The following is a 26,161-nucleotide window of genomic DNA, read 5'->3' as shown; positions in this document are numbered from 1 at the left end:
GCCCCGGCCGCCTCGGAAATCGGTTGCGGGAGGGCCGGGGGCGGCAGAGCATGACCCCCCGTGACCTCTCGTCTGCTGCCCGATCTCACCCCCTGGCGTTCCTCCGCGGACTTCCGGCTGCTGTGGATCCAGGGGCTGATCACCTACTTCGGCAGCTTCATGGCCCTGATCGCCCTGCCACTGCAGATCAAGGACCTCACAGGGTCACCGCTCGCGGTCGGGGCCATGGGAGCGGTGGAGCTCGTTCCGCTCATCGTCTTCGGCCTGTACGGAGGGGCGCTGGCCGACTCCGCCGACCGCCGCAAGGTCATCCTGGGCACCGAGGCGGGCCTCGGTGTGCTCGCCGTCGTCCTGCTGGTGAACGCGAGTGCGCCCGAGCCGGCGCTCTGGCCCCTGTACCTGGTGGCCGGCGGGGTCTCCGCGCTGGCCGGGCTCCAGCGGCCCGCGCTGGACTCGCTGATGGCACGGATCGTGCCGCACGATCAGCTGACCGCGGCGGCCGCGCTGAACTCACTGCGCTGGCAGGTCGGTGCGATCGCGGGCCCTTCGCTGGCCGGCGTCGTGGTGGCCTACGCGGGGCACGCCACCGCGTACGGCGTCACCGTCGTCACGTTCTCCGTTTCGGTTCTGCTGTGCCTGAAGCTGTCCTCGGCGCCGCCCGCCCATGACGCCGAGAAGCCGTCCCTCCGGGGAATCGCGGAGGGCGCGCGGTACGCCTGGAGCCGCCCCGTGCTGCTGGGGACGTACGCGGTCGACCTGGCGGCGATGCTCTTCGCCTTCCCGAACGCGATCTTCCCGTTCCTTGCGGACGAGCTGGACGCCGAGTGGTCGCTGGGGCTGATGTATGCGGCGGGGTCCGTCGGCTCGCTGGTGCTCGGGCTGACCAGCGGCTGGACCTCACGGGTGCGCCGGCACGGACTGTTCGTCGTGGGCGGCGCGGCGGTGTGGGGCCTGGCCGTCGCCGCGGCCGGCTGGTTCGGAAACGTCTGGCTGGTGCTCTGCTGCCTGGGGGTCGCCGGCGCGGGCGACATGCTGAGCGGGCTCGGGCGCTCCACGATATGGAACCAGACGATCCCCGACGAGCTGCGGGGCAGGCTGGCGGGGATCGAGGTCCTCTCGTACAGCGTCGGCCCTCAGCTCGGCCAGGTCAGAGCGGGTGCGATGGCGGGCTGGACCGGGACCCGGACCGCGATCTGGACGGGCGGGGTGGCGTGTGTCGCTTCGGTCGCGCTGCTGGCTGCGGCGCTGCCGAAGCTTCTCACGTACGACTCCGAAACGGACGAGGACGCCGTGCGCAGGCGAGCGGCGAGCACCCTCCCGGACGCTCCCTAGTCCGGCGTCCCGTCCGTAGGCCGGTCCGAGCCGTCGTGCCACTTCGGGTCGTTCTCCCACTCGAGGTTCCGCTCGCGCGCCGTGTCCATCGCGTGCTGCGCCTCCCCCGGGGTGGTGTACGGGCCGAAGCGGTCCTTCCCGGGGCACTCGGGGCCCTCCTCGACCTTCTTGTGCGCCAGGCAGTAGTACCACTCGCCCGGTTTACCCACCGTGCGCTTCTTGAACAGGGCCATTGCGGGATCCTTTCCTCGTTGACATGGTGCCCCGGGCGCGCTGGTTAGACTCGCTGGCATGTCTGGCCAGTCGCTTCTCGTACCAGGGGAGATCACTCCCGTCCGTTCCGTCCCCGGAAAGGTCCGGCGTCCCGAGTACGTGGGGAAGCCCGCCCCCACGCCGTACACCGGGCCGGAGATCCAGGACTCCGACACCGTGGAGCGCATGCGGATCGCGGGCCGCATCGCGGCGCAGGCGATGGAGGAGGCCGCCAAGCACATCGCCCCGGGGGTCACCACCGACGAACTCGACCGGGTCGCCCATGAGTTCATGGTGGACCACGGGGCGTACCCGTCGACCCTCGGCTACCGGGGCTTCCCGAAGTCGCTGTGCACCTCGCTCAACGAGGTCATCTGCCACGGCATCCCCGACTCCACGGTGCTACGGGACGGCGACATCGTGAACCTCGACGTCACCGCGTACATCGACGGTGTGCACGGGGACAACAACGCCACCTACCTCTGCGGCGACGTCGACGAGGAGTCGCGGCTCCTCGTGGAGCGCACCCGGGAGGCGCTGAACCGCGCCATCAAGTCGGTTCGGCCCGGACGGCAGATCAACGTGATCGGCCGCGTCATCGAGTCGTACGCGAAGCGGTTCGGCTACGGGGTGGTGCGGGACTTCACCGGGCATGGGATCAATTCCTCGTTCCACTCCGGCCTGATCATCCCGCACTACGACAGCCCGCACGCGACGACCGTGATGCAGCCCGGGATGACGTTCACCATCGAGCCGATGCTGACGCTCGGGACCCATGAATACGACACGTGGGACGACGGCTGGACCGTGGTGACGAAGGACCGGAAGCGGACCGCGCAGTTCGAGCACACCCTGGTGGTGACCGAGACCGGGGCGGACATCCTGACGCTTCCGTAAGGCGCCGGTTTTACCGACAGGCGGTCGGGAAGCTGTTGACTTAGGTAAACCTAAGCAGGAGGATCGACTCATCGGTGCGCATCCACGTGCACGACCGGCATCGATATGCACCCTTCTGTCCGGACTTCCCGTCCCCCTGGTCCCCGGAGGCCCGCCTTGGACACCGCCACCACCACGCCCTTCTCGACTCTCATACGCACCGCTTCGCACGAGCAGCACACGGAGGCCGAGTCCTCGACCTTCATGGGCGACATGCTCGGCGGGCGGCTCGGGGTGGACGCGTACGCGCGCTACACCGAGCAGCTGTGGTTCGTCTACCGGGCACTGGAGGACGGCGCGCAGGCCCTGCGCGAGGACCCGGTCGCCGGGCCCTTCATCCAGCCGGAGCTGATGCGCACGGCCGAACTGGAGCTCGACCTCACGCACCTCCGGGGCGAGGGATGGCGCGAAGGGCTGGAGCCACTGCCCGCCACCGCCGCGTACGCCGCGCGGGTCGCCGAGTGCGCCCGCGAGTGGCCCGCCGGCTACATAGCGCACCACTACACCCGTTACCTCGGCGACCTCTCGGGCGGCCAGATCATCCGCGGCACCGCGGAGAAGACCTGGGGCTTCGAGCGCAAGGGCGACGGAGTGCGCTTCTACGTGTTCGAGCAGATCTCCAACCCGGCCGCCTTCAAGCGGGAGTACCGGGAGCTGCTGGACGCGGTGGACGCCGACGATCTGGAGAAGCAGCGCATCGTCGACGAGTGCAAGCGCGCCTTCGCGCTGAACACCGCCGTCTTCCGGGAGCTCGGCGAGGTCTTCCCGCTCAGCGCGTAGAGCCTTCCGCCGCAGAGGCCCCGGTCACGACGTGACCACCAGAAGGACGCGGCCCCCGACCTCCATCGTGCCGTCCGGCGCGGGCGCGGTGAGGATCTGGGAGCCGCGTCCTTGTGTGATGTTGAGGGCCCGGCCGAGCTCGGTGCTCAGCAGCATGGCCGCCGCTCCGGTCGCCTCGTCCTCCTCGACTCCGTCATCGCGCCGAGGGAAGGCCCGCGCCCGTACGCGGCCGGCGGCCTCGTCCTCCCAGGCCCAGACGTAGAGCCAGCCCTCGCCGGGCGGCGGCCCCGTCAGCGCCTCGACCTCCGCGACCGACGCGTAACGCTCCAGCGCCCTGGGCGGCGCCCACTGCGGACGGGCGGTGATCCAGGTGAACTCCCCGTCCTGGCGGGCCGTCACGTCCCCGACGGGCAGCTCCAGGACCTCCAGATCGAGCAGCCAGGCCGCGCCGACGAGGGGATGCCCCGCGAACGGCAGCCGCAGCCCGGGCGTGCGGATGTCGACCGTGCCGCGCTCCGGGTCGTCCACGAACACCGTCTCGCTGAAGCCGAGCTTCCGTGCGAGCGCCTGCCGGGACTCGTTGTCGGGATACCTGCGCCCGTCGCGCACGACGCCGAGCGCGTTGCCGTGGCGGCCGTCCGGGCCACAGAACACGCGCAGTACGTCGATGCCTTCGGGTACCTCGAAGTCGTTCACATGCGCATTCAAGCACCGCGCGCAGCCTCCTGGCGCCACGGGACCGTACCGGCGCGGTGTGTTCGGGCCGGTGTCGGGCCGTGGCACCGCACGGCATCCGGGGCCAGGTGGCCGGGCCGCCTGCCGCGGTGTTCACGGACACGCTCCGAGAAGGCCTGCTTGACCCGCGCTTGACCTTCCTGTGGGTCCTCCATAAGAGGGCCGTGACCGGGTCGTTCCCTACGCCCTCCGATGAGATCCGAATCACAGCGAGGCCGGACATCGGCGAAGTAAGGCTCAGTTAAGTTAGGGCCGCCTCACCTACTTTTTTCCGCGCCGTCCCCCTGTCCCGATCCTTGTGGAGCCCGCATGCGAGCCGTTCGTCTCTCCGTCGTCACCGCTGCCGCGACGGTGGCCGCACTGACCGCCGTCACGGGCTGCGCCGAGAAGAGCGACGCCAAGGGCGACGGCGCCGTCCAGGTGGTCGCCATGGACGACTCCTGCGAGGTGTCGTCGACGAAGATCCCGGCCGGGCACGTCGAACTCGCCGTGGAGAACAAGGGATCCAAGGTCACCGAGGTCTACGTCCTCTTCCCGGACGACCGGATCGTCACCGAGCGGGAGAACATCGGTCCGGGCACCAAGGCGAAGATCACGGCCGAGATCAAGGCCGGCTCGTACGAGATCGCCTGCAAGCCCGGCATGAAGGGAAAGGGCATCCGGCAGACCGTCGAGGTCACCGGTGGCAAGGCCGCGGCCCGCAGCCCCGAGATGGACGCGGCCGTCGCCGGTTACCGCACGTATGTGCAGGCCCAGGCCGACGAGACGCTGCCCGAGGTCAAGGCGTTCACCGACGCCGTCGCCGCGGGCGACATCGAGGCCGCGAAGAGGGCGTACGCCGTTTCCCGCATCGGGTGGGAGCGCACCGAGCCGGTCGCCGAGTCCTTCGGTGACATCGACCCGAAGGTCGACGTCCGCGAGGACGGCCTCGAGGACGGCCAGAAGTGGACCGGCTGGCACCGCCTGGAGAAGGCTCTGTGGCAGGACAAGACGCTGGGCGCCGAGGAGAAGGCTCTCGCACCCACTCTCTACAGGGACCTGCTGGACTGGCAGAAGCGGGTCGGCAGGGCCGAGATCACCCCGACCTCGATGGCCAACGGCGCCAAGGAACTCCTCGACGAGGTCGCCACCGGCAAGGTCACCGGCGAGGAGGAGCGCTACAGCCACACCGACCTCGTCGACTTCAAGGCGAACGTCGAGGGCGCGGAGAAGTCCTACGAGCTCCTGAAGCCGGTCGCGTCGAAGAACGACGCCGCGCTGACCGGCTCCCTGGACAAACAGTTCGCGGCGCTGAACACGCTGCTGGACACGTACCGCGCGGACAAGGCCTCCTACGACTTCACCTCGTACGACAAGGTCGGCAAGGCGGACCGCAAGGAGCTCTCCGACGCGGTCAACGCGCTCGCCGAGCCCCTGTCCAAACTGGCCGCCGCGGTCACGAAGTAGCGGGGAGTGGATCATGACCGAGGCTGATGACACGGGCAGGGGCGCCGACGGCTCCCCCGCCCCGTCGCGCCGGGCGCTGCTCGGCTGGGGCGGTGCCGGGCTGGCGCTCGGCGCCGTGGCGGCGGGCGGCGCGGTCGCCGCGGTGGGCTCCGGCGAGGGCACGGAACCGACGTCGGACAGCGGCGCGGCGGTGCCGTTCCACGGGGTCCACCAGGCGGGTATCGCCACCGCCGTACAGGACAGGCTGCACTTCGCCTCGTTCGACGTGACGACGAAGGACCGGGCCGAGCTCGTCGCGCTCCTCAAGGAGTGGACCCGGGCCGCCGAGCGTATGACAGCCGGACGAGCCGTGGGCGAGGGGGCCTACGGGGGCCTGGCGGAAGCCCCGCCGGACGACACGGGCGAGGCGCTGGGCCTGAGGCCGTCCCGGCTGACGCTCACGCTCGGCTTCGGCCCGTCCCTCTTCGCGAGGGACCGCTTCGGCGTCGAGGACCGGCGGCCCGAGGCGCTCGTCGATCTGCCCAAGTTCCCCGGCGACAACCTGGACGCCGCCCGCAGCGGCGGCGATCTGTGTGTCCAGGCCTGCGCGGACGACCCGCAGGTCGCCGTGCACGCCATCCGGAACCTCGCCAGGATCGGGATGGGACGCACCGCCATCCGCTGGTCACAGCTGGGATTCGGCAAGACCTCCTCGACGACGCCCGGCGCCCAGACCCCGCGCAACATGATGGGCTTCAAGGACGGCACCCGGAACATCTCGGGCACGGACGACGCCGCTCTCAAGAAGCACGTGTGGGCGGGCAGGACGGGCGACGCGGGCTGGATGGCCGGCGGTTCGTATCTGGTCGCCCGGCGCATCCGCATGCACATCGAGACGTGGGACCGGGCTCCGCTGCAGGAGCAGGAGGACATCTTCGGCCGGGACAAGGGCGAGGGCGCTCCGGTCGGCAAGGCGAAGGAGCGCGACGAGCCGTTCCTGAAAGCCATGCTGCCGACCGCGCACGTGCGGCTGGCACACCCGGACACCAACGGCGGGGCGACGATCCTGCGCCGCGGCTACTCCTTCACCGACGGTACGGACGGTCTGGGCCGGCTCGACGCGGGGCTGTTCTTCCTTGCGTACCAGCGGGACGTCCGCACGGGCTTCATCCCGGTGCAGCGCAGCCTCGCGGCCTCCGACGCACTCAACGAGTACATCCAGCACGTGGGTTCGGCGGTCTTCGCCGTTCCGCCCGGCGTCCGCGACAGGGACGACTGGTGGGGACGGGCCCTGTTCTCATGACCGACACCGTGGAAGGACCGGCATGTTCGGCAACTATCTGATCGGCCTGCGCGAGGGCCTCGAGGCCGGCCTGGTCGTGTGCATCCTCATCGCCTACCTGGTCAAGACCGGGCGCCGCGACGCGCTGCGCCCGGTGTGGACCGGTATCGCCATTGCCTGCGCCCTCTCGCTGGCCTTCGGCGCCGCGCTCGAATTCGGCTCCCAGGAATTGACGTTCGAGGCGCAGGAGGCGCTCGGCGGGTCTCTGTCGATCGTCGCCGTCGGACTGGTCACCTGGATGGTGTTCTGGATGCGGCGTACCGCGCGGCACCTGAAGAAGGAGCTGCACGGCAGGCTCGACACCGCGCTGGCGATGGGCACCGGCGCGCTGGTCGCCACGGCCTTCCTGGCGGTCGGCCGTGAGGGCCTGGAGACCGCGCTGTTCGTATGGGCGTCGGTGCGGGCGAGCGGGGAGGGCTCCTCGTCGCCGCTGATCGGTGTGCTGCTGGGCATAGCGACCGCGATCGTGCTGAGCTGGCTGTTCTACCGGGGCGCGCTGAAGATCAACCTGTCGAAGTTCTTCACGTGGACGGGCGGCATGCTCGTGGTCGTGGCGGCGGGTGTGCTCGCCTACGGCGTGCACGACCTCCAGGAGGCACGCTTCCTGGGCGGCCTGGGCAACAAGGCGTTCGACGTCACGACCACGATTCCGCCGGACAGCTGGTACGGCACGCTGCTCAAGGGAGTGTTCAACTTCCAGGCCGATCCGACCGTTCTCCAGGTCACGGTGTGGGCGCTGTATCTCATCCCCGCGCTCGCGCTGTTCCTGTCCCCGGTAGGGTTCAGGCGGTCAGTGCGGACGACGGATCAGAAGGCGCAGAAGGCAACGGATGACAAGGCTGGGGCGACTGGCGGCGGGACTCGCGACGGCGACGGTGCTGAGCGTGACGGCGAGCGGCTGCGTAACGGTGCACGGTGAACTGGAAGTCGTGCCGGGAGCGACGAAGGCGGAGGCCGCTGAGGCCCTGGAGGACTTCACGGTCGCGTACAACAAGGCGGACAAGGCGTACGACCCGGCACTCGACGCGGACCGGACGACCGGTTCGCTCGGCGCGATCAATCAGGCCGGTCTGACCGCGCGGCGGAAGAACAGTCCGGAGGGCAACGCCCAGCACAAGCCGCTGGAGCTGACCGACGTCTCGTACGCCATCCCCAAGAAGGCGGGGTGGCCCCGCTGGTTCGTCGCGGACACCGACTCCAACCGCGACCAGGACGGCGGGAAGCTGGACACCCGCTGGCTGCTGGGATTCGTCCGTACCGGACCGGACGCACCGTGGAAGGCCTCCTATCTGGCAGTCGCCTCGCCGTCCGGGATACCGAAGTTCCGCAAGGACGCCGACGGCTGGGCACAGCCCGTGCCCTCCTCGGACACGGACGCCGCGCTGGCCACCCCGCCTGCGGAGCTGAGCACCACGTACACGGACTACCTCAGGGACGGCGCCCCGGATGTGTTCGCCCCGGGCTCGATGACCTCGGGCTGGCGGGAGGCGCGGAAGACCACCCGCAGGGCGGGTTTTTCCTACCAGTACGTCGACCAGGCCCTGGATTCCGGGACGTTCGCGCCGCTGGGTCTGACGACGGAGGACGGCGGGGCGCTGGTCTTCTTCAGCAGCAAGCACTTCGAGCGGCAGACGGCGGCGCAGGGACTGCGGCCGACGGTCACGGCGGACGTGCGGGCGCTGCTGACCGGCGAGGTGAAGAGCACCCTCACCAAGGAACGGGTCTCCAGTCAGCTGGTGTACGTGCCCAAGAAGGGCGCGGGGGACGCAGGGGGTACGGACGGCAGGGTGCGCGTGCTGAACCGGCTGCCCGGTCTGGTCGCGGCGCAGGGCTCCTGACCGCCGTCGGCGGCAGGGTCCGACGGGTCCGCCCGGTGGCGGCAGGGCCACCGGGCCGTGTTCGCTCTCAGCGGCTGAGCGGCCAGGCCACCGCATCGTGGTCGAGGTCGCTCGCGTCGGCCGTGTCCGCGTACTGCGCGCAGGCGTCGGTGAGCGTCTCGAGCAGGGTCAGCGGGTCGGGCAGCGGGTTCTCCGGGCCGCGGATCCAGTGCACGTCCAGCTCACCGGGGAGCCGGGCGGGCGGCAGGAGGACATAGCTGCCGCGGCAGTGCCAGCGAAGCCCCGGATGCTCGTCCATGGTCTCCGGGTGGCAGTCCAGCTCGCAGGGCCACCACTCGTCCTCGTCGTCCGGGGTGCCGCGGGTGGCGGTGAAGAAGAGCATCCGGTCGGTGCCGGACTGAGTCACGGGGCCGACGTCGATGCCCGCCGCGGTGAGCCGCTCCAGGGCGGCGAGCCCCGCGGAGAGCGGGACGTCGAGAACGTCGTGGATCATGCCCGTCGCGGTGATGAAGTTGGCCAGCGGCTGGTTGGCCGCCCAGCGCTCGATCTGTGCGCGGTCCGTCGTGGACTGCGTCTGCCAGGCGAACGAGACGGGGTGTCGCGCGGGGGTCGGGCACCCGACGCGTTCGCACGAACATCGGTATCCGGACGGGTGCGCTGCGGGCGAGATGGGCATTCCTGCCTCGGCGACGGCCAGGAGCATTGCCAGCCGCGCCGCATCGTCGGCTTCCGGCTGTGGTTTCGGCCGCCTGCGCAACCACTGGGCAATCCTGCCCTCTGTGCCGCGATAGCGGCCGGAATCGGCGCCCATCTATCCCCTCACCTCAGCGGTTTCCTCTCCATGGTCCCACCATCCTGCTCCTCGGGTGGCCAGAGTTACCAAGCGGGGTGCTCGGGCCGTCGCGCGAAGGTAGCCACACTCGTGCGGGATGTCATGAATTGCACCTTAGAATTCACGGCCGGACCGACAGCCCCCGCAGGGCGTGGTCGACCACGGCGTCCGCGTACGCGTGGGTGAGCGGAAGCGTTCTCAGCAGCCAGCGGTGGGTGAGCGGGGCGATCAGGAGCTCCAGCGCGATGCGCGGATCGACGTCCGCCCGCACCTCGCCGGCCTCCTGGGCGGCGCGCAGGCGTGTGACATACGACTGCAGCTGGGGTTCGAGCAGACTCTCGATGAAAAGGGCCCCGAGCGCCGGATCGATGATGCCCTCCGCGGTCAGGGCCCGGGTGGGTGCCTCGGTCGGGGGGTCGTTCAGTTCGTCGACCGTAGCCCGCAGGACCAGCTTGAGATCGGCCGCCAGGTCGCCGGTGTCCGGAATCCCGTACGCGCCGCCTTCACCGGCCTCCGCCGTTTCGGCCGCCTCCGCCGCCTGCCGGGCGCTCTTTTCGAGAAACGCCTCCATGAGCACGGCCGCCTTCGACGGCCACCAGCGGTAGATCGTCTGCTTGCCGACCCCTGCCCGGGCCGCGATGCCCTCGATCGTCGTCTTCGCGTAACCCACCTCGCCGACGAGCGCGAGCGCTGCGTCACAGATCGCGCGGCGGGAGCGGTCACTACGGCGGCCGGAGTCGGGGGACCTGTGAGCTGACATCCGGCCACCCTAGGGCAGACGGTCCGCTACGTATCGTCTTGACCGGCCGGCTGTCTCTTCGCCGCCTCGCGAGAAACCACCCGAACGGATCACAGCGCAAAGGCCCCGGCGCGGCGCACCATGAGCTACGCACACACCCCGTGCGTATCCCACCGTTCCGCGGCCGTGGCCGCCGTTCGTGAGGAGCCTGCATTGACCCGTGACGCCACCCCTCGTCGCTACCTGATGTGCGCCCCGGCCCACTTCCAGGTCACGTACTCCATCAATCCGTGGATGGACCCGTCGAAACCCGTCGACCTGCCTCTGGCCACCACTCAGTGGGAGGACCTGCGCGACCGCTACCGGGCCCTCGGGCACACCGTTGAGCTCCTCACCCCCCGCCCGGACCTGCCCGACATGGTGTTCGCCGCCAACGGGGCCACCGTGATCGACGGCAGGGTGCTCGGCGCCCTGTTCGCCTACCGGGAGCGCCGCGCGGAGGCCGAAGCACACAGGGAGTGGTTCCGCGCCAACGGTTTCACCGAGATCCATGAACCGGCCCATGTCAACGAGGGCGAGGGCGACTTCGCCGTGACCGCCTCGTATCTGCTGGCCGGCCGGGGCTTCCGGTCCAGTCCGCTCTCCCACGACGAGGCCCAGGAGTTCTTCGGGCGCCCGGTGATCGGCCTCGACCTGGTGGACCCGCGCTACTACCACCTGGACACGGCGCTGTGCGTCCTGGACGAGGCGGCCGACGAGATCATGTACTACCCCGGGGCGTTCTCCCCGGGCAGCCGGTCCGTGCTGGCCCGGCTCTTCCCCGACGCGCTGCTGGCCCAGGAGGCGGACGCCGCCTCGCTGGGCCTCAACGCGGTCAGCGACGGGCGCCATGTGCTGCTCCCGCAGGCCGCCGTGGGGCTCTTCGACCCGCTGCGGGACCGGGGCTTCGAACCGGTCCCGATGGATCTGGGCGAGCTGCTGAAGGGCGGCGGCAGTGTGAAGTGCTGCACCCAGGAGCTGCGTTCCTGACGTGCGCTTCCCGTCCTGGTTCCGGCCGATGGCAGGGGCCGCCGGGCTGGAGCAACATCACTTTCTACGATGACGCCGACGGGATCGAGCTGGAGGAGGGCCAGTACGCCTTTCTTCGCCCTCGCCGGAGACCTGGCGCCCGGATTCGTCGTCTCCGCGCCGCCGCAGTGGCACGAGGACGAGGGCGGTGTGGACGCCCCTCGAGGTTCGGCCACATGGTGGGGACCCGCTGAGCCCCTCGCACGGACGGGTGCGGGCCCCCGCCCCGCACTCGTCCGCCTCCATATCTGTACCGTCCCGCTCACGGATGCGGAACCACCTGAGCCGCCCAGCTAGCTCTCGGTCTCGCCGGCCGGGGGCCACGGGTCGCCCCACGCGGTGTCCCGGGCGGCACGGTAGAGCGCACCGTGCCGCTTGGTGACCGTGGCGCGCCGCAGACCCTCCTCCTTCGTGCACAGCTCCAGCAGCACCTGTCCCTTGCGGATCTGCGGCCTGCGGGTGACCCGTGCGGCGGCCGGATCGGCGGGGAAGCGGGTCGCCACGACATAGCTGAACTTCTCGTCCTCGTGGCTGAGCGAGCCGCCCTTGACCTGGCGGTGAAGGGACGAGCGGCTGACCCGTGCCGAGAAGTGGCACCAGTCCGTGCCGCGCTCGATGGGGCAGGCCTCGTCGTGCGGACAGGGCGCCGCGACGCTCATCCCGGCGGCGATCAGCCGGTCACGGGCCTCGATGATCCGGTCGTAGCCGTCGGGGGTGCCGGGCTCCACGATCACCACGGCCTGCGCGGCCGCCGCGGCGGCCTCCACGACAGCGGCCCGGTCCTTCGGCGTGAGCTCCTTGAGTACGTACGAGACGGTCACCAGGTCCGTGGGCGCCGGGGCCGGTGAGGTGCCGATCGTCGCCCGCTCCCAGGTGGCGGCCCGCAGTGCGGGGATGCCGGACGCCTCGGCCAGTTCGCGGCCGAGTGCCAGGGCGGGCTCCGCCCAGTCCAGGACCGTGGTGCGGGGGCCGTCCTCCCAGGCCCCGGCGACCGCCCAGCTCGCCGCGCCCGTGCCGCCCCCGATGTCGGTGTGGGTGGCGGGCACCCAGTCCGGCGCGGCCTCGCGGAGTGCGGCGAGGCAGGACCGTACGGCTTCGAACGTCGCGGGCATCCGGTACGCGGCGTACGCGGCGACGTCCGAGCGGTCCCGCAGGATCGGGGCGTCGGTCGGGGTCGTCCCCCGGTAGCTGGCGATCAGCCGGTCGACGGCCTGCGCGGCCTGGGTCGGGGGCAGCCCGTCGAGCAGGGCGGCCAGCGCCGCACGCAGGGCTTCCGCGGTGGGGAGGGTGGCGTTCACCGCCGAATTGTAGGCGAGCTGTCCGCGCGTGGGCTGAACGGGCCGGCCCCGGCCGGTTCAGCCGGCTTACTTCGCGAGCGGCTCCCGAGCGGCGCGCGTGGTCCGCCACGGCCGGCAGAGCGCCAGGAAGCACACCAACGCGGACAGGGCGCAGACCACCTGCACCACGGCCATCGGCACGGCGGTCTTCTCACCGGCGATCCCGACCAGCGGTGAGGCGATCGCACCGATCAGGAACTGGGACGTCCCCAGCAGCGCGGAGGCCGAGCCGGCCGCGTGCCTGGTGCGCATCAGGGCCTGGGTGTTGGTGTTGGGCATCGCGAGGCCCATCGCGGACATGAGCACGAACAGTCCGACGGCGACGGGCAGCAGGCCGACCTCGCCGAAGACCCCGGAGGTCATCAGCAGCAGGGCGACCGCGGCCAGGGAGATCACGGCCAGGCCGAAGCCGAGCGCCTTGTCCAGGCTGACCCTGCCGACGAGCAGCTTGCCGTTGATCTGCCCGACGGCGATCAGCCCGATGGAGTTGACGCCGAAGAGCAGGCTGAAGGTCTGCGGGGAAGCCCCGTAGATCTCCTGTACGACGAACGGTGAGGCGCTCACATAGGCGAAGAGCGCCGCGAAGGCGAGGCTGCCCGCGATCACGTAACCGGTGAACACCCGGTCGGCCAGCAGTCCGCGCATGGTGCGCAGCGCGTCGCCGACACCGCCGGTGTGCCGCTCCGCCGCCGGGAGTGTCTCGTGCAGCCACTTCCAGACGACGAGGGTGAGCAGGATGCCGACGACGGTGAGGACGACGAAGATGCCGCGCCAGTCGGTGAACTGGAGCACCTGTCCGCCGATCACGGGCGCGATGACGGGTGCGACTCCCGAGATCAGCATCAGGGTGGAGAAGAACCGGGCCATCTCGTCGCCGTCGTAGAGGTCACGGACGACGGCCCGGGAGATCACGATGCCGGCCGCGCCGGCCAGGCCCTGGAGGAGGCGGAAGCCGATGAGGAGTTCCGCGGTGGGGGCGACGGCGCAGATCGCGGTGGCGATCACGTAGACGACCATCCCGATGAGCAGCGGGGTGCGTCGTCCCCAGCGGTCGCTCATGGGTCCGACGACGAGCTGGCCGAGCGCCATGCCGGTGAGGCAGGCGGTCAGGGTGAGCTGGACCGTGGCGGCCGGGGCGTGCAGCGCGTCGGTGACCGCCGGGAGTGCCGGGAGGTACATGTCCATCGAGAGGGGCGGCAGTGCGGTGAGCCCGCCCAGCACCAGGGTGACCAGGAGTCCGGCCCGCCGTGCGGTGGTCGGGATGCCCGGCGTGGTGGTCTTGGAGGCGGCCGGGGCACCCACTGCGGTGGGGGTGGCGGTGGCCGTGGCGCCCGGTGCGGCGCCCTTGATGCTTGTCGGTATGTGCTCGTGTTCTTGCTGGGCCCGGCTCACGCCGCTGTCCGGCATCCTCGTCTCCGCTTCGTTGAATCCGCATCTATGCTCTCAGGTCAGTCGTAGTGGTCGATACCTTTTCGGGTGAGGGCGGGCGGGCATGAGCGGGACTGTGCGTTGGGGTGTACTGGCGACGGGCGGCATAGCCGCGACGTTCACGGGTGATCTGCTGGCCATGAAGGACTCCGGGGCCGAGGTCGTGGCGGTCGCGTCCCGGACCGCGGCCTCCGCCGAGGCGTTCGCCGAGCGGTTCGGGATCGAGCGGGCGTACGGCAGCTGGGCGGAGCTCGTCGCCGACGACTCCGTCGATGTCGTCTACGTCGCCACCCCGCACTCGGCGCACCGGGAGGCGGCCGGGCTCGCCCTGGAGGCCGGCAAGCACGTGCTGTGCGAGAAGGCGTTCACGCTCAACGAGCGTGAGGCGCGGGAGCTGGTGGATCTGGCCCGGGAGCGCGGGCTCTTCCTGATGGAAGCCATGTGGACGTACTGCAATCCGCTCATCCGGCGGATGACCGAGCTGGTGCGGGACGGCGCTGTCGGCGAGATCCGCACCGTGCAGGCCGACTTCGGCTTCGCGGGCACCTTCGGGGCCGAGCACCGGCTGCGCGATCCCGCACTGGGCGGCGGCGCGCTGCTGGACCTCGGGGTGTATCCGGTGTCGTTCGCACAGCTGCTGCTGGGTGAACCGGACCGGGTGCAGGCGGACGCACTGCTGTCCCCGGAGGGCGTCGACCTGAACACCGGCATGCTGCTGGGCTGGGAGTCGGGCGCCACGGCACTGCTGAGCTGCTCCATCGTCGGGGACCTGCCGACCGTCGCGTCGGTCACCGGCACGGCGGGGCGGATCGACTTCCCGCAGGGCTTCTTCCACCCGGAGCACTTCCTCCTGCACCGGCCGGGCCGGAAGCCCGAGAAGATCTCCACGGGGCCGGGGCCGCAGGGTCTTTCGGGCATGCAGTACGAGGCGGCCGAGGTGACGCGCGCACTGCTGGCGGGTGAGAAGGAGTCCCCGCTGGTGCCGTTGGAGGGTTCGCTCGCCGTGATGCGGACGCTCGACGCGGTACGTGACTGGGTCGGCGTCCGCTATCCGGCGGACGACCGCGCCTGACCTCGCGCGGGGCCGGGTGCCGGGTTACGCGGGGGTGAGCCCCGGGTTCCCGGCCTCGGTCACGAAGGAGCCGGCCGTGGTGACGGGAGCGCCGGGCGTGGTGACCGCCGACACCGTACGGAAGTCGGCGCGCGCCTGCTCCGTACCGAGGGTGACGAGGGCGTAGCCGCGGCGGCCGTTGTAGAACTTCATGTGCGGGTTGGCCTGGGTCAGGTTGTTCCAGTTGGCGGGCTTCTCGGCGCCGTCCTTGCCGCTGGCGATCGAGGTGGCCACGATCTCCGTGCCGACGGTGCGGGACGCCGGGTCGTCGAAGTCCTTCTTGAGGTCGAAGCCGTAGCCGACGTGCACGTCGCCGGTCAGGACCATCAGGTTCTCGATCCCGGCGGCCTCCGCCCCGTCCATGACCCGCTGCCGGGAGGCGGGGTAGCCGTCCCACGAGTCCATGGACAGCTTGTAGGCGTCGGTCGGCACGTCGCGCCGCTGGGCGAAGGTGACCTGCTGGGGCACGACGTTCCACCGGGCGTCCGAGGTCTTCCAGCCGTCGAGCAGCCAGCGTTCCTGGGCGGCGCCCGTCATGGTGCGCGACGGGTCCTCGGACTCCGGTCCGGGGACCTTCCAGCCGTCGCCGTACGCCTGGTTGCTGCGGTACTGGCGGGTGTCGAGGATGTCGAACTGGGCGAGCCGCCCGAAGCGCAGCCGGCGGTGGAGCCGCATGTCGGGGCCGGTGGGGCGCTGTGGGGTGCGCAGCGGCTGGTTCTCCCAGTACGCGCGGTAGGCGGCGGCCCTGCGCAGCAGGAACTCCTCCGGCGGGACGCTGTTCTCCGGGGTGTCGCCCGCGTAGTTGTTCTCGGTCTCGTGGTCGTCCCAGGTGACGACGAAGGGGTGCGCGGCGTGGGCGGCGCGCAGGTCGGGGTCGGACTTGTAGAGGCCGTACCGCATGCGGTAGTCCTCCAGCGTGAGCGTCTCCCTGTTGTAGTGGTCCGGCAGGACGCGGTCGGTGTACTTGCGGGCGCCTCCGACGGCGGTGACCGCGTACTCGTAGAGGTAGTCGCCGAGGTGGAAGACCACGTCGACGTCCTCGTCCGCGAGGTGCTGGTAGGCGGTGAAGTAGCCGTCGTGGTACGCCTGGCAGGAGACTGCGGCCAGGGTCAGGGAGCTGTTGCGGGCGCCGCGGGCCGGTGCGGTGCGGGTGCGGCCGGTGGGGCTGATCCAGTTGCCGGCGCGGAAGCGGTAGTAGAAGCTCCGGTCCGAGTCGAGGCCGTCCACGTCCACGTGGACGCTGTGCCCGAACTCCGGGTGGGCGGTGGTGGATCCGCGCCGGACGATCCGGCGGAAGCGTTCGTCGCGGGCGATCTCCCAGCGGACCTGGACGCGCTCGACGGGCAGCCCGCCGTCGGCCTCGTACGGGCGGGGCGCGAGTCTCGTCCACAGGAGCACGGAGTCCGGCAGCGGGTCGCCGGAGGCCACACCCAGTGTGAAGGGATCCTCGGTGATCTTCCGGGCGTCGAGCTCGGCGGCGGCCGCCGTACCCGCGCCGGGGAGGTTGACCGCGAAGGCCAGTGCGGCGGCGGCACCGGTGACGGTGAGGAAACGGCGGCGGTCCACGCCGGACCCGAGCCGCTGCGCAGCACGGCGTAGCTCTGCGGAATGGCCGTGCTGGCCGGGCGTCCTGTCGATCTGTGCGGGTGTCATATGCCCCTCCCCTGCCGGATGTCGTCAGAGGCATTGGAGTGCGGGGCGACGACCTGCCGTTGGCGGGTACACAACATCCTTGTGGCGGCGCGATGAGCACCGGGTGCCGGCCGCCTTGAAACCTCCCGTACGCTGCCGGGCCATGAACGCTGAGCAGAGAACCGCTGTCGTCACAGGTGCCGGATCCGGGATCGGAAGGGCGGTCGCCCTCACTCTCGCGGGTGCGGGCTGGACGGTGGTCCTCGCGGGGCGGCGGGCCGCGGCCCTGGAGGAGACGGCCGCCGAGGCCGGCCCGGGCGCCGCGGTATGCCTGCCCACCGACGTGAGCACCCCGGAGGGGGTGGCCGCGCTCTTCGCCTCCGTACGGGACCGTTTCGGCCGGCTGGACCTGCTCTTCAACAACGCCGGGACGTTCGGGCCGCGTGCGACGCCGGTCGAGGACCTCGCGTACGAGGACTGGCGGGCGGTGGTGGACGTCAATCTGACGGGGACGTTCCTGTGCGCGCAGGCGGCGTACCGCCTGATGAAGGAGCAGACCCCGCAGGGCGGCCGGATCATCAACAACGGTTCGGTCTCGGCCCACGCGCCGCGCCCGCACTCGATCGCGTACACGGCGACGAAGCACGCGGTCACCGGCCTGACCAAGTCGCTGTCGCTGGACGGTCGGCCGTACCGGATCGCCTGCGGGCAGATCGACATCGGCAACGCGGCGACCGACATGACGGAGCGGATGAGCGCGGGGATCCTCCAGGCCAACGGCCAAGTGGCCGCCGAGCCGGTCATGGCGGCGGACGATGTGGCCCGGACGGTCCTGCACATGGCGGAGCTGCCGCTGGAGGCCAATGTGCAGTTCGCGACGGTGCTGGCAACGGCCATGCCGTACGTGGGCCGAGGCTGATCCACGGCGGTCCGCGCCTGCCCGGAACTCGCCCCCGGATGACGGAACTTGCGGGTTTCCCGCTCCGGGTCCGGGCAAGCGCGTGCTGCCCGTATGCTGCTGACCTTCACCGGATGAACACAGAAGGAACACAGAAGGAACACACAGTATGCGCATACGCATCGCCGCGCCCCTGTCCCTGGCCGCCGCCACCGCACTGGCCGGCTCCCTCCTCGTCACGGCCCCGGCCTCGGCGGCCTCCCACCAGGGCGGACTGCACCTCGGCAAGATCCAGTACGACAGCCCCGGCAAGGACACCCGGACGAACACGTCCCTGAACGCCGAATTCGTGGACATCCACAACAACGGCAAGTCCAAGCTGCAGCTCAGGGGCTACAGGCTCAAGGACAACACCGGCTACACCTACACCTTCCCCAGCTTCACCGTCGCCGCCGGGAAGACGGTCCGGGTCCACACCGGCAAGGGCAGGAACACCGGGGCCCACGTGTACTGGAACCGCGGCTCGTACGTCTGGAACAACACCGGAGACAAGGCCCGGCTGATCAAGCCGAGCGGTGCGCTCCTGGACTCCTGCTCCTGGGGCAAGGGCGCCGGCGTGAAGGTCTGCCACTGACCGCGGTGAAGAGCGCCGGCGCGGCCCGGGGGGGCGCGCCGGCGGCCAGGGGGTGGTCCGGGGGGCAGGCCCTCTTGGCGCCACCCTCGCGGACGCCTCGGCGAGCTCCCGTGCATCCACGCAGGCGCCGCCGGGGAATGCGCGCCCCCGCCCCTCGGTTGACCTGCGGCATGAGCTCACTCACCAGCGCCGAGGTCCTCCGCTACACCGCCTTCTCGGCCGACCCCGGCGGGGGCAACCCGGCAGGAGTCGTCCTGGACGCGTCCCGGCTCGGCGACACCGAGATGCTGGCCGTAGCGGCGGAGCTGGGCTACAGCGAGTCGGTGTTCCTCAGCGCGCCGGACGGCCGCGGCGGATACACCGTCCGTTACTTCAGCCCCAAGGCCGAAGTCCCCTTCTGCGGCCATGCCACGGTCGCCGCCGCCATCGCGCTGGCGGAGCGGGACGGCCCGGGCGATCTGGTGTTCTCCACCCCCGCCGGGACCGTCCCGGTCACCGTCACCCGCGAGGGCGACGAGCTCCGCGCCACCCTCACCAGCGTCGAGCCTCACACCGAGGGCATCGCCGCCGGTGACCTGACGGAGGCCCTGGCCGCGCTGGACTGGCCGGTCGCCGACCTGGACCCCGCCCTGCCGCCCCGCATCGCCTACGCGGGTGCCCGCCATCTGGTGCTGGGCGCCGCGAGCCGGGAACGCCTCGCCGACCTCTCGTACGACTTCGCCCGCTTGGAAGCCCTCATGCGCCGGCTCGACCTGACCACCGTCCACCTGGTGCGCCGGGAGTCCGCCACGGTCTTCCACGTCCGCGACCCGTTCCCGGTCGGCGGCGTCGTCGAGGACCCCGCCACCGGCGCCGCGGCCGCCGCCTTCGGCGCGTACGCACGCGAGCTCGGCCTCGTCCCGCACGACACGGTCCTCACCCTGCACCAGGGCGCCGACATGGGCCGCCCCGGCACCCTCACCGTCGAACTGCGCCCCGGCGACCCCCGGATCAGGGTGACCGGGACAGGGACCCGCATCGGCTGACGGGCGGGGTGCGGGGCCCGGACCCCGCCTCGGCCGGCGGCCGGTGGGCAGGGCCGGGGCGCACCCCGCGCCTCAGCACGAGGTCAGCTTCGGCTCCTCCGGCGCGGGCTGCTTCATGATCGGCTGCAGATGCAGGGAGTAGGCCTCCGCCCACTGCGAGGCTGCGCCCTGGGGCTGCGCCATGATGTCCGCCAGCGCCCCGCACACCTCCCGGTGCAACACAGCCTGCGCGTCCCCCGGCCCCACCGCCACTCCGTAGCCCTCCGATCCCCCGAGACTGTCGAGCGCCTTCGTCCGCTCGGCGTACTTGTCGGCGAGCCCGGCGACGATGACGTCGTCCGTGGCCACCGCGTAGACGCCGGACTTCGGGTTCAGCAGCGCCTTCACACAGTCCTCGTAGCCGGCGCGGAGGTCCATCTGGTCTCCCAGCCCCTCCTTCTTGATCCAGGGAACATAGACCGACTCCCTCGCGGTGCAGACCTCCGCGGTGGGGTCGTCCTGCAGGTCGCTGAGATCGTTGTACTGCCGTTTCTTGAGCACCAGGAGCCCCTTGAGCGCCTTGAAGTAGGGACCGGCGAACTTCACCTCGTCCTCCTTCTCGCGCTGTTCGCTGATGCTGTACGTGGCCAGCACCAGGTCCAGCCTCCCGGCCCTCAGCTGATCGCTGCGGTTACCGGAGTTCACGCTGGAGAACTTCACCTGGCCGTCCTTGAAGCCCATGTGCCGGGCGATCTTCATGGCCAGGTCGACCTCCAGCCCCTGGTAGTCGTCGCCGGACTTCACACTGAGCCCGGGCTGGTCGGCTTTGACGCCCACGCGCAGGATCTTGTGCGTGTCGCTGAACCTCGGGCTCTCCGTCTCCCCGGGCGCGGCGGCCCCCTTGTCCGTCCCTGAGCCGGCCGTCGCCCCTTCGTCGCCCCCCAGCTCCCCCCAGGCGAACAGCCCTCCGCCGACGAGCAGCGCCGCGCAGAGCACGGCGGCCGGGATCTTCCACCGGCCCCGGCGTCCGCGGCCGGACGCCTCCGGCCGGGCGGCTCCCCCGGGTCCGGCGGAGCGCGCGGGCTCCACCGGCTCCGCGGACCGCGCACCGGCCGCTGCCGCAGGCCCGGCGGGTCCGGGCCCCGAGGGCTCCGGCGTGCTCACGGGCGCCGGCTCCGCGGGCCTCGCCCGGACGGGCGGGGTGTCCAGCGCGACGACGTCCTGGGTCACGGCCTGCAGCATCCGGTCCGTCTCGACGGCGTCCGGGCGCCGCCCGGGATCCTTCTCGAGCAGTGCCTCGATCAGTCCGGCGAGCGGGCCGGCGTATTTCATGGGCGGCACCGGCGACTCACGTACGGCGATGAGGACTTCGAAGGTCCCTCCGCCGTCGAAGGGGCGTTTTCCCTCCACCATCTCGTAGAGCGTGACGCCGAGCGCCCACAGGTCGGACGCGGTGGAGGCCGGGCGCGGGTTGTCCGGTGTGTGGCTGAGCAGCTCGGGTGCGAGGTACTGCGGAGTCCCTATGATCTCGTGGGAGCGGGTCACCTGTGCCGCGCCCTCGAAGGTGGCGATCCCGAAGTCCATGAGGAGCGCACGCCCGTCGGGGCGGAAGAGGATGTTGTGGGGCTTCACATCGCGGTGCAGTACGCCGGACTCGTGCACGGCGGCCAGCCCGCGCAGCACCTGCAGACCGATCCGGGCCGCGTGCGGAACGGAGAGCTGCTGCTGCTCGCGCAGCAGGTCGGCGAGGGAGCGGGAGTTGAGCAGCTCCATCACGATCCAGACCTGGTTGCCGTCCTCGATCACATCGTGCACGGCGACCACGTTCTGGTGGCCGGTCCTGGCGATGGCCTGGGCCTCACGGCGCGCCCGGCTCACCCAGTTCGCCTGGGCCTCGGCGCTCGCCGCTCCGGGATAGAGCAGCCCCTTCACGGCCACCTTGCGGTCCAGACTCGTGTCCAGGGCCTCCCAGACCACCCCCATCCCGCCACGCCCGAGCTGGCTCAGCAGCCTGTACCGGCCCGCGATCATCGTGTTCGGCCCGTCCTCCGGACCACTGCCGACCGTTCCCTCGCTGCCCATCCAACCCCCAAAGCGTGGTGATCGATATGCGCAGTAAGTCTAGACGCCCCGTCAGACACCCCTGTGTGGCGTAGCCCGTTGGTGACAAGCACCGCGCGGGCCCGTGACATCCCTGCCGGCTGGGGCGCTCCTCTGCGCCCCCGGACCAACTCACCTAAGCTGCATACAGGTTGATCAGGCACTCGGCATCCGGCCCGCAGCGGGCGGAGATGTCCGCTTCGGAGAACGGGACGGCGATGGCCCCCATTGACATCGACACCGGCAAGCCGCACCCGGCACGGCTGTACGACTGGTATCTCGGCGGCAAGGACAACTATCCGGTGGACGAGGAGCTGGGCAGGCGGCTGACCGCCTTCGCCCCCGTCATCCCCGTCATGGCGCGCATGAACCGGGCGTTCACCCACCGGGCCACCCTGTGGCTGGCCGGTCAGGGGCTCCGGCAGTTCCTGGACATCGGCACCGGGATCCCCACCGAACCCAACCTCCACCAGGTGGCCCAGACGACCGCCCCGGACGCCCGGGTCGTCTACTGCGACAACGACCCCGTCGTCCTCAGTCACGCCGAGGCCCTGTTGAGCGGAACTCCGCAGGGCGCCCTCGGCTACGTACAGGCCGACGCCCGGGATACCGACCGCATCCTCGCCGAGGCAGCGGAGATCCTCGACTTCGACCGGCCGGTCGCCCTCTCCCTGAACGCGCTGCTGCACTTCCTGAGCGACGAAATGGGCGCCTACGAGGTGGTGGAGGGGCTGACGGCCGCGCTGGCACCCGGCAGTTACCTGGTGATCTCGCACCTCACGCCGGACTTCCACCCCGAGGAGGCGTCCCGAAAGGTCCGCGACATGTACAAGGCCAACGGGCTCACCCTGGACATGCGCGACCGCGACCGCTTCGCCCGCTTCTTCGACGGGTTCGACCTGGCCGCCCCCGGCATCGTGGCCGCCGAGGACTGGCACCCGGAGCTCGGTGAGCCGGTCCCCGGCCAGGAGGACGCGCACAGCGGGGAGTACGTGGCGGTGGCCCGCAAGGCCTGACCCCGGGCCCGGGCCGGGCCTTGCCCGGGCTCACGCGAGCAGGCCGGCGACCTCCTCCATCTGTTCGGGCCGCAGCGGGCCGTGGATGAGGGCCGCAGCGTTCTCCTCGGCCTGGGCGACGGTACGGAAGCCGGGGATCGGCACCGTCCGGCCGCTGCGCGCCCACAGCCAGCCGAGGGCCCCCTGGGCGAGGGTGCGGCCGTCAGCGGTCAGCACCTCGCGGACCGCCTCGACCTGCTTCGCCCAGCGCTCCGCCGGCACACCGCCCGCCTCGAACCAGCTGAGCCAGGCGGGCGGGGTGGACCGGATGTCTCCCGTGGCCGCCCTCCGGCCCGGGTCGCGGACGCCGGTGAGAAGACCCATCGCCAACGGGCTCCGGATGACGCTGATCAGCTCCCGCTCCTCGCTGAGGCCCAGCATTCCGGGGGCGTCCTCCAGCACGTTGCAGGCATGCTGAACGGCCGCGCAGTGCTCACCCTCGGCGAACAGCGCGGCGCGCTCCGGGTCGTCGGTGCTCCACCCGTAGGCACGGATGAGCCCCTCGGCCACGAACTCCTCGCAGGCGTCGCGTAGTTCCGCCGCCTCGTCGAGCGGAGTGTCGCCGAGATGCAGCTGATAGAGGTCGACCCGGTCGGTCCCCAGTCTGCGCAGCGAGGCGATGAGCGCCTTGCGGGCGTACGCGGGCGACCGGTCGGCACCGTCCATCGTGCGGGTCCGCTCGTCGAACAGGTTGCCCCACTTGGTGGCGATGACGGCCTCGTCCCGTCTGCCCGCGAGCGCCCGGCCCAGCACCCGTTCGCTGTGTCCGGCCCCGTACACGTCCGCGGTGTCGAAGAACGTCACCCCGAGGTCGAGCGCCCGGCGGATCGCGGCCACCGACTCGTCGTCGTCGACCGTGCCCCAGCCGAGCGGGCTGCCGTCGGGCGTCGACCACTCGCCGCCGATCGCCCAGCAACCGAAGCCGAGCGCACCGACCTCGACCCCGCTGCGGCCCGGCGTCCTCTTCTGCCATTCCGTTTCTGTCTGCATGGGCGCAGAAGCTACGAGTTGGAGTGCACAACAAGTCAAGTGCCTGCCTGCGGCTCACTCACCCGGGCACAGCCTCAGCTCACGTACACGCATGCCCGCGCCGCCGCCTCAGCCGCGCGGTCGGCAACACCTCGTCGAGGGGGCGCCGCCTGCCCGCAGGTGCGCCAGGCCGAACGACGACGGGCCTCCCGATGGCCGGGCACCCACGGGGAGCTGAACAGGAGACGTTACGATCGCGGACACCGCGGCACCGAGCCATCGAGAGCCCACCCGAAACCCCAGGAGCCGAGCCTTGTCCGAACCACGCATCGGCGTTTCCGTCGTGACCATGGGAGACCGCCCGCAGCAGGTCGAGGCACTGCTGTCGTCGGTGGCCATGCAGGACGTACGGCCCTCCCGCGTGATCGTCGTCGGCAACGGCTCACCGCTCCCCGACTACGGCTCCTTCCCCGGCCTGACGGACCTCGCCGGCGGCGTGACCCTGCTCGAACTCGACGAGAACCTCGGTTGCCCCGGCGGCCGCAACAAGGCCCTGGAAGCACTCGCCGATTTCGGCGACGTGGACGTGGTGATCGAGCTGGACGACGACGGGCTCCTGGTGGACAAGACCGTGTTCCGCACGGTCCAGGAGCTGTACGCCGCCGACCCTCGCCTCGGCATCGTCGGCTTCCGTATCGCCGACGAACACGGCGAGACCCAGCGCCGGCACGTGCCCCGCCTCCGCGCCAAGGATCCGATGCGCCGCGGCCCGGTCACCGCGTTCCTCGGCGGCGGCCACGCTCTCTCCATGAAGATGCTCGCCGAGACCGGCCTCTGGCCGGCCGAGTTCTTCTTCACGCACGAGGAGACGGACCTGTCCTGGCGGGCGCTCGACGCGGACTGGAAGATCCTCTACGAGCCCGGCCTGCTGCTCCAGCACCCCAAGACCTCCCCGGCCCGTCACGCGGTCTACTACCGCATGACGGCCCGCAACCGCGTCTGGCTGGCCCGCCGCAACCTGCCGCTCCCCCTGGTCCCCGCCTACCTCGGCACCTGGATCCTGCTCACCGCCGCCCGCACCCGCTCGGCCACCGGCCTGCGTGCCTGGGCGGCCGGCTTCGCCGAGGGGATGCGCACCGAGTGCGGCGAACGGAACCCGATGCGCTGGCGCACGGTGTGGCGGATGACACGCCTGGGCCGCCCGCCCCTCGTCTGACCGCTCAGGTCCGCCCGGCCGCCGGCCGCTGCCCGCCCCTCAGCCGGCCGCGGTCCACCGGTACAGCACGTACGGCTGCTGGAGATCTCGTCGCGCCGCCTTCCTGCCGGGAAGGCCGAGGGCTACGTCGGTTTCGTCGGGAAGGAGCACGGCGAGCAGGTGGTCATCCACATGCGCCCCCAGCACTGGCTCGGCTCCGACCTCGGCGGGCGTGAGCCGTGCGGACGGCGGAGCCGCAGCCGCTCCGAGCAGCTGGAATTCTTCGAATCGATCTTGTGGCATAGATCGTTTAGGGTCGGGGCAGCCTCAGTGCGCACCTGATGGGCCATCAATTTTGACCCCAAAACGTGCACTTCGAGTCAATGGGCGTCAATCCCGATCGCCTGTCGCAGGGGCGGGGGCCTGTGCATCGTCTCAAGAGAGGGCGCAAATGCCGCAGGACGTCACATTCGACCTCCCCTTCAAGACCCCGGTCAGCCAGCACCTCGCGTACGCCCGGGAGCGCCACCTGCTCTGGGTGTGGGAGAGGGGCCTGGTGCGCAGCCAGGCCGGGTTCGAGGAATACCAGTCCTGGGACCTGCCCCAGGCCGCGGCGCGGACTTACCCCCACGCCTCGGCCGAGGACATGGTCGTCCTGATGAACTGGTTCTCCCTCGCCTTCCTGTTCGATGACCAGTTCGACTCCGGGAGCCCCGATCGGGCGGACCGGGTAGCGGAGGTCGCGCGGGAGTTGATAGCCACTCCCCTGCGTCCCGCCGGGACGGCTCCGCGCGTGGTCTGCCCGATCACCGTGGCCTGGGCCGAGGTCTGGGCCCAGCTCTCGGATGGGATGTCCCTCACCTGGCGGACCCGGTTCGCCGCCTCGTGGGGGCGTTTCCTCGTGGCGCACACCGAAGAGGTCGACCTGGCGGCCAAGGGCCGGGCCGGGACCCTCGGTACCGAGGAGTACGCGGAGTTCCGCCGGCGCACCGTGGGCATCCACCACAGCATCGACGCGGGTGAGCGCAGCCGCGGCTTCGAGGTGCCGGCGCAGGTGCAGGCGCACGAGCTGATGGTCAGGATGCGTGACCTGGCCGCGGACACGATCGGGTTCATGAACGACATCCACTCCTTCGAGCGCGAGAAGCGCCGGGGGGACGGTCACAACCTCATCGCCGTCCTGCACCGGGAGCGCGGGTGCACGTGGGAGGAGGCCGCCGAGGAGGCGTACCGCATGACCACGACGTGCCTCGACGAGTACCTCGAACTCGAGGCGCTCGTCCCGGGGATGTGTGAGGAACTCGGCCTGGGCGCCGAGCAGCGGGACCAGGTGCGGATGGGCGTGGAAGCCATCCAGCACTGGATAAACGGCAACTACGAATGGGCGCTGACCTCGGGCCGGTACACCGCCGTGAAGGAGGGGCCGGCCGCCACGGCCGAGTTGGCGGGTCGGGGATCGCTGGACGACCTGCTCGCCGTCTGACATGACGTCGCCGCCCGGCGGAGGTCCGGCCGGGCG

25 protein-coding genes are annotated in these 26,161 nt (G+C 71.0%); 15 read left to right on the top strand and 10 right to left on the bottom strand.

Annotation, left to right across the window (positions count from 1 at the left end; genetic code table 11):
* Positions 1–60: 60 nt before the first annotated feature.
* Entirely contained in the window at positions 61–1,332 is a 1,272-nt protein-coding gene (locus ACWD04_RS15650) for an MFS transporter (protein WP_451132082.1), read from the top strand.
* Here the strand turns inward: ACWD04_RS15650 and ACWD04_RS15645 are convergent.
* Positions 1,329–1,565, bottom strand: coding sequence for a hypothetical protein (locus ACWD04_RS15645; RefSeq protein ID WP_451132080.1), 237 nt, complete (start codon positions 1,563–1,565; stop codon positions 1,329–1,331). The two genes, ACWD04_RS15650 and ACWD04_RS15645, sit on opposite strands and share 4 nt — an antisense overlap.
* A gap of 58 nt (positions 1,566–1,623) precedes the next feature.
* Here ACWD04_RS15645 and map point away from each other — a divergent pair, with 58 nt between their 5' ends.
* Positions 1,624–2,481 carry a type I methionyl aminopeptidase gene (gene map, locus ACWD04_RS15640; protein WP_451132078.1) on the top strand — a complete coding sequence of 286 codons (858 nt, stop codon included), beginning with the start codon at positions 1,624–1,626 and terminating at the stop codon, positions 2,479–2,481.
* A 105-nt stretch (positions 2,482–2,586) separates the two neighbouring features.
* Positions 2,587–3,300 carry a biliverdin-producing heme oxygenase gene (locus tag ACWD04_RS15635; RefSeq protein WP_451132076.1) on the top strand — a complete coding sequence of 238 codons (714 nt, stop codon included), beginning with the start codon at positions 2,587–2,589 and terminating at the stop codon, positions 3,298–3,300.
* A 24-nt stretch (positions 3,301–3,324) separates the two neighbouring features.
* Here ACWD04_RS15635 and ACWD04_RS15630 read toward each other — a convergent pair whose 3' ends face one another.
* Entirely contained in the window at positions 3,325–3,996 is a 672-nt protein-coding gene (locus ACWD04_RS15630) for a PhzF family phenazine biosynthesis protein (RefSeq protein ID WP_451132074.1), read from the bottom strand.
* A gap of 348 nt (positions 3,997–4,344) precedes the next feature.
* On the opposite strand from ACWD04_RS15630, the gene efeO reads away from it, so the two are divergent.
* From efeO to ACWD04_RS15610, 4 genes are read left to right on the top strand one after another with little or no spacing between them, the layout of a single operon-like run.
* Complete coding sequence (gene efeO / locus ACWD04_RS15625) at positions 4,345–5,481, top strand: iron uptake system protein EfeO (RefSeq protein WP_451132072.1); 1,137 nt, start codon at positions 4,345–4,347, stop codon at positions 5,479–5,481.
* Positions 5,482–5,494: 13 nt separating this feature from the next.
* Positions 5,495–6,763 (top strand): iron uptake transporter deferrochelatase/peroxidase subunit, encoded by a 1,269-nt coding sequence (gene efeB, locus ACWD04_RS15620; RefSeq protein ID WP_451132070.1) that lies wholly within the window; start codon positions 5,495–5,497, stop codon positions 6,761–6,763.
* Between the two features lie 22 nt (positions 6,764–6,785).
* Positions 6,786–7,721 (top strand): iron uptake transporter permease EfeU, encoded by a 936-nt coding sequence (gene efeU, locus ACWD04_RS15615; protein ID WP_451132068.1) that lies wholly within the window; start codon positions 6,786–6,788, stop codon positions 7,719–7,721.
* Complete coding sequence (locus ACWD04_RS15610; protein WP_451132066.1) at positions 7,633–8,640, top strand: hypothetical protein; 1,008 nt, start codon at positions 7,633–7,635, stop codon at positions 8,638–8,640. Before efeU ends, ACWD04_RS15610 begins: the two co-directional genes overlap by 89 nt.
* 67 nt (positions 8,641–8,707) lie before the next feature.
* On the opposite strand, the gene ACWD04_RS15605 is transcribed toward ACWD04_RS15610, so the two are convergent.
* Together ACWD04_RS15605 and ACWD04_RS15600 are read right to left on the bottom strand one after the other, a co-directional pair.
* On the bottom strand, positions 8,708–9,451 hold the full coding sequence (locus tag ACWD04_RS15605) for a bifunctional DNA primase/polymerase (RefSeq protein ID WP_451132064.1): 744 nt from the start codon (positions 9,449–9,451) through the stop codon (positions 8,708–8,710).
* Between the two features lie 142 nt (positions 9,452–9,593).
* Positions 9,594–10,232 carry a TetR/AcrR family transcriptional regulator gene (locus tag ACWD04_RS15600; protein ID WP_451132062.1) on the bottom strand — a complete coding sequence of 213 codons (639 nt, stop codon included), beginning with the start codon at positions 10,230–10,232 and terminating at the stop codon, positions 9,594–9,596.
* 120 nt (positions 10,233–10,352) lie between these two features.
* Between ACWD04_RS15600 and ddaH the strand changes: the two genes are divergently transcribed.
* Positions 10,353–11,240 (top strand): dimethylargininase, encoded by an 888-nt coding sequence (gene ddaH / locus ACWD04_RS15595; protein WP_451132060.1) that lies wholly within the window; start codon positions 10,353–10,355, stop codon positions 11,238–11,240.
* 332 nt (positions 11,241–11,572) lie between these two features.
* Here the strand turns inward: ddaH and ACWD04_RS15590 are convergent, their stop codons facing one another.
* Both ACWD04_RS15590 and ACWD04_RS15585 read right to left on the bottom strand, forming a co-directional pair.
* Positions 11,573–12,577 (bottom strand): small ribosomal subunit Rsm22 family protein, encoded by a 1,005-nt coding sequence (locus ACWD04_RS15590; protein ID WP_451132058.1) that lies wholly within the window; start codon positions 12,575–12,577, stop codon positions 11,573–11,575.
* A 66-nt stretch (positions 12,578–12,643) separates the two neighbouring features.
* The gene (locus ACWD04_RS15585; protein WP_451132056.1) at positions 12,644–14,023 is read right to left on the bottom strand and encodes a multidrug effflux MFS transporter; all 1,380 of its coding nucleotides are present in this window, start codon (positions 14,021–14,023) and stop codon (positions 12,644–12,646) included.
* A gap of 85 nt (positions 14,024–14,108) precedes the next feature.
* On the opposite strand from ACWD04_RS15585, the gene ACWD04_RS15580 reads away from it, so the two are divergent.
* The gene (locus ACWD04_RS15580) at positions 14,109–15,116 is read left to right on the top strand and encodes a Gfo/Idh/MocA family protein (protein ID WP_451132054.1); all 1,008 of its coding nucleotides are present in this window, start codon (positions 14,109–14,111) and stop codon (positions 15,114–15,116) included.
* Positions 15,117–15,140: 24 nt separating this feature from the next.
* On the opposite strand, the gene ACWD04_RS15575 is transcribed toward ACWD04_RS15580, so the two are convergent.
* A complete protein-coding gene (locus ACWD04_RS15575) occupies positions 15,141–16,808 on the bottom strand; it encodes an alkaline phosphatase D family protein (protein ID WP_451132052.1) in 1,668 nt (555 codons plus the stop codon).
* A gap of 142 nt (positions 16,809–16,950) precedes the next feature.
* Between ACWD04_RS15575 and ACWD04_RS15570 the strand changes: the two genes are divergently transcribed.
* From ACWD04_RS15570 to ACWD04_RS15560, 3 genes are all read left to right on the top strand, one after another.
* Entirely contained in the window at positions 16,951–17,706 is a 756-nt protein-coding gene (locus ACWD04_RS15570) for an SDR family oxidoreductase (protein ID WP_451132050.1), read from the top strand.
* A 148-nt stretch (positions 17,707–17,854) separates the two neighbouring features.
* The gene (locus ACWD04_RS15565) at positions 17,855–18,319 is read left to right on the top strand and encodes a lamin tail domain-containing protein (RefSeq protein ID WP_451132048.1); all 465 of its coding nucleotides are present in this window, start codon (positions 17,855–17,857) and stop codon (positions 18,317–18,319) included.
* 170 nt (positions 18,320–18,489) lie between these two features.
* Positions 18,490–19,344, top strand: coding sequence for a PhzF family phenazine biosynthesis protein (locus tag ACWD04_RS15560; protein ID WP_451132046.1), 855 nt, complete (start codon positions 18,490–18,492; stop codon positions 19,342–19,344).
* Positions 19,345–19,416: 72 nt separating this feature from the next.
* Here the strand turns inward: ACWD04_RS15560 and ACWD04_RS15555 are convergent, their stop codons facing one another.
* The gene (locus ACWD04_RS15555) at positions 19,417–21,405 is read right to left on the bottom strand and encodes a serine/threonine-protein kinase (RefSeq protein ID WP_451132044.1); all 1,989 of its coding nucleotides are present in this window, start codon (positions 21,403–21,405) and stop codon (positions 19,417–19,419) included.
* Between the two features lie 209 nt (positions 21,406–21,614).
* On the opposite strand from ACWD04_RS15555, the gene ACWD04_RS15550 reads away from it, so the two are divergent.
* Positions 21,615–22,439, top strand: coding sequence for an SAM-dependent methyltransferase (locus tag ACWD04_RS15550; RefSeq protein ID WP_451132042.1), 825 nt, complete (start codon positions 21,615–21,617; stop codon positions 22,437–22,439).
* A gap of 30 nt (positions 22,440–22,469) precedes the next feature.
* On the opposite strand, the gene ACWD04_RS15545 is transcribed toward ACWD04_RS15550, so the two are convergent.
* Entirely contained in the window at positions 22,470–23,468 is a 999-nt protein-coding gene (locus ACWD04_RS15545) for an aldo/keto reductase (RefSeq protein WP_451132040.1), read from the bottom strand.
* A 292-nt stretch (positions 23,469–23,760) separates the two neighbouring features.
* On the opposite strand from ACWD04_RS15545, the gene ACWD04_RS15540 reads away from it, so the two are divergent.
* The gene (locus ACWD04_RS15540; protein ID WP_451132038.1) at positions 23,761–24,663 is read left to right on the top strand and encodes a glycosyltransferase family 2 protein; all 903 of its coding nucleotides are present in this window, start codon (positions 23,761–23,763) and stop codon (positions 24,661–24,663) included.
* Positions 24,664–24,702: 39 nt separating this feature from the next.
* On the opposite strand, the gene ACWD04_RS15535 is transcribed toward ACWD04_RS15540, so the two are convergent.
* Complete coding sequence (locus tag ACWD04_RS15535) at positions 24,703–24,945, bottom strand: hypothetical protein (protein WP_451132036.1); 243 nt, start codon at positions 24,943–24,945, stop codon at positions 24,703–24,705.
* A gap of 148 nt (positions 24,946–25,093) precedes the next feature.
* Between ACWD04_RS15535 and ACWD04_RS15530 the strand changes: the two genes are divergently transcribed.
* Positions 25,094–26,125 carry a 7-epi-alpha-eudesmol synthase gene (locus ACWD04_RS15530; RefSeq protein ID WP_451132034.1) on the top strand — a complete coding sequence of 344 codons (1,032 nt, stop codon included), beginning with the start codon at positions 25,094–25,096 and terminating at the stop codon, positions 26,123–26,125.
* The last annotated feature ends 36 nt before the right edge of the window (positions 26,126–26,161 follow it).

The organism is Streptomyces sp. NPDC002911 (assembly GCF_053591835.1).
The sequence above is the reverse complement of the archived record's forward strand: the minus strand, read 5'-3'. Positions and strand labels throughout refer to the sequence as shown.

Bases quoted from the DNA above. Each gene is read 5' to 3' on its own strand.
- ACWD04_RS15645 (WP_451132080.1), bottom strand. From the start codon at position 1,565: ATGGCCCTGTTCAAGAAGCGCACGGTGGGTAAACCGGGCGAGTGGTAC.
- map (WP_451132078.1), top strand. From the start codon at position 1,624: ATGTCTGGCCAGTCGCTTCTCGTACCAGGGGAGATCACTCCCGTCCGT.
- ACWD04_RS15635 (WP_451132076.1), top strand. From the start codon at position 2,587: ATGCACCCTTCTGTCCGGACTTCCCGTCCCCCTGGTCCCCGGAGGCCC.
- efeO (WP_451132072.1), top strand. From the start codon at position 4,345: ATGCGAGCCGTTCGTCTCTCCGTCGTCACCGCTGCCGCGACGGTGGCC.
- efeB (WP_451132070.1), top strand. From the start codon at position 5,495: ATGACCGAGGCTGATGACACGGGCAGGGGCGCCGACGGCTCCCCCGCC.
- efeU (WP_451132068.1), top strand. From the start codon at position 6,786: ATGTTCGGCAACTATCTGATCGGCCTGCGCGAGGGCCTCGAGGCCGGC.
- ACWD04_RS15610 (WP_451132066.1), top strand. From the start codon at position 7,633: ATGACAAGGCTGGGGCGACTGGCGGCGGGACTCGCGACGGCGACGGTG.
- ACWD04_RS15605 (WP_451132064.1), bottom strand. From the start codon at position 9,451: ATGGGCGCCGATTCCGGCCGCTATCGCGGCACAGAGGGCAGGATTGCC.
- ACWD04_RS15600 (WP_451132062.1), bottom strand. From the start codon at position 10,232: ATGTCAGCTCACAGGTCCCCCGACTCCGGCCGCCGTAGTGACCGCTCC.
- ddaH (WP_451132060.1), top strand. From the start codon at position 10,353: ATGAGCTACGCACACACCCCGTGCGTATCCCACCGTTCCGCGGCCGTG.
- ACWD04_RS15585 (WP_451132056.1), bottom strand. From the start codon at position 14,023: ATGCCGGACAGCGGCGTGAGCCGGGCCCAGCAAGAACACGAGCACATA.
- ACWD04_RS15580 (WP_451132054.1), top strand. From the start codon at position 14,109: ATGAGCGGGACTGTGCGTTGGGGTGTACTGGCGACGGGCGGCATAGCC.
- ACWD04_RS15575 (WP_451132052.1), bottom strand. From the start codon at position 16,808: ATGACACCCGCACAGATCGACAGGACGCCCGGCCAGCACGGCCATTCC.
- ACWD04_RS15570 (WP_451132050.1), top strand. From the start codon at position 16,951: ATGAACGCTGAGCAGAGAACCGCTGTCGTCACAGGTGCCGGATCCGGG.
- ACWD04_RS15565 (WP_451132048.1), top strand. From the start codon at position 17,855: ATGCGCATACGCATCGCCGCGCCCCTGTCCCTGGCCGCCGCCACCGCA.
- ACWD04_RS15560 (WP_451132046.1), top strand. From the start codon at position 18,490: ATGAGCTCACTCACCAGCGCCGAGGTCCTCCGCTACACCGCCTTCTCG.
- ACWD04_RS15555 (WP_451132044.1), bottom strand. From the start codon at position 21,405: ATGGGCAGCGAGGGAACGGTCGGCAGTGGTCCGGAGGACGGGCCGAAC.
- ACWD04_RS15550 (WP_451132042.1), top strand. From the start codon at position 21,615: ATGTCCGCTTCGGAGAACGGGACGGCGATGGCCCCCATTGACATCGAC.
- ACWD04_RS15545 (WP_451132040.1), bottom strand. From the start codon at position 23,468: ATGCAGACAGAAACGGAATGGCAGAAGAGGACGCCGGGCCGCAGCGGG.
- ACWD04_RS15535 (WP_451132036.1), bottom strand. From the start codon at position 24,945: ATGCCACAAGATCGATTCGAAGAATTCCAGCTGCTCGGAGCGGCTGCG.
- ACWD04_RS15530 (WP_451132034.1), top strand. From the start codon at position 25,094: ATGCCGCAGGACGTCACATTCGACCTCCCCTTCAAGACCCCGGTCAGC.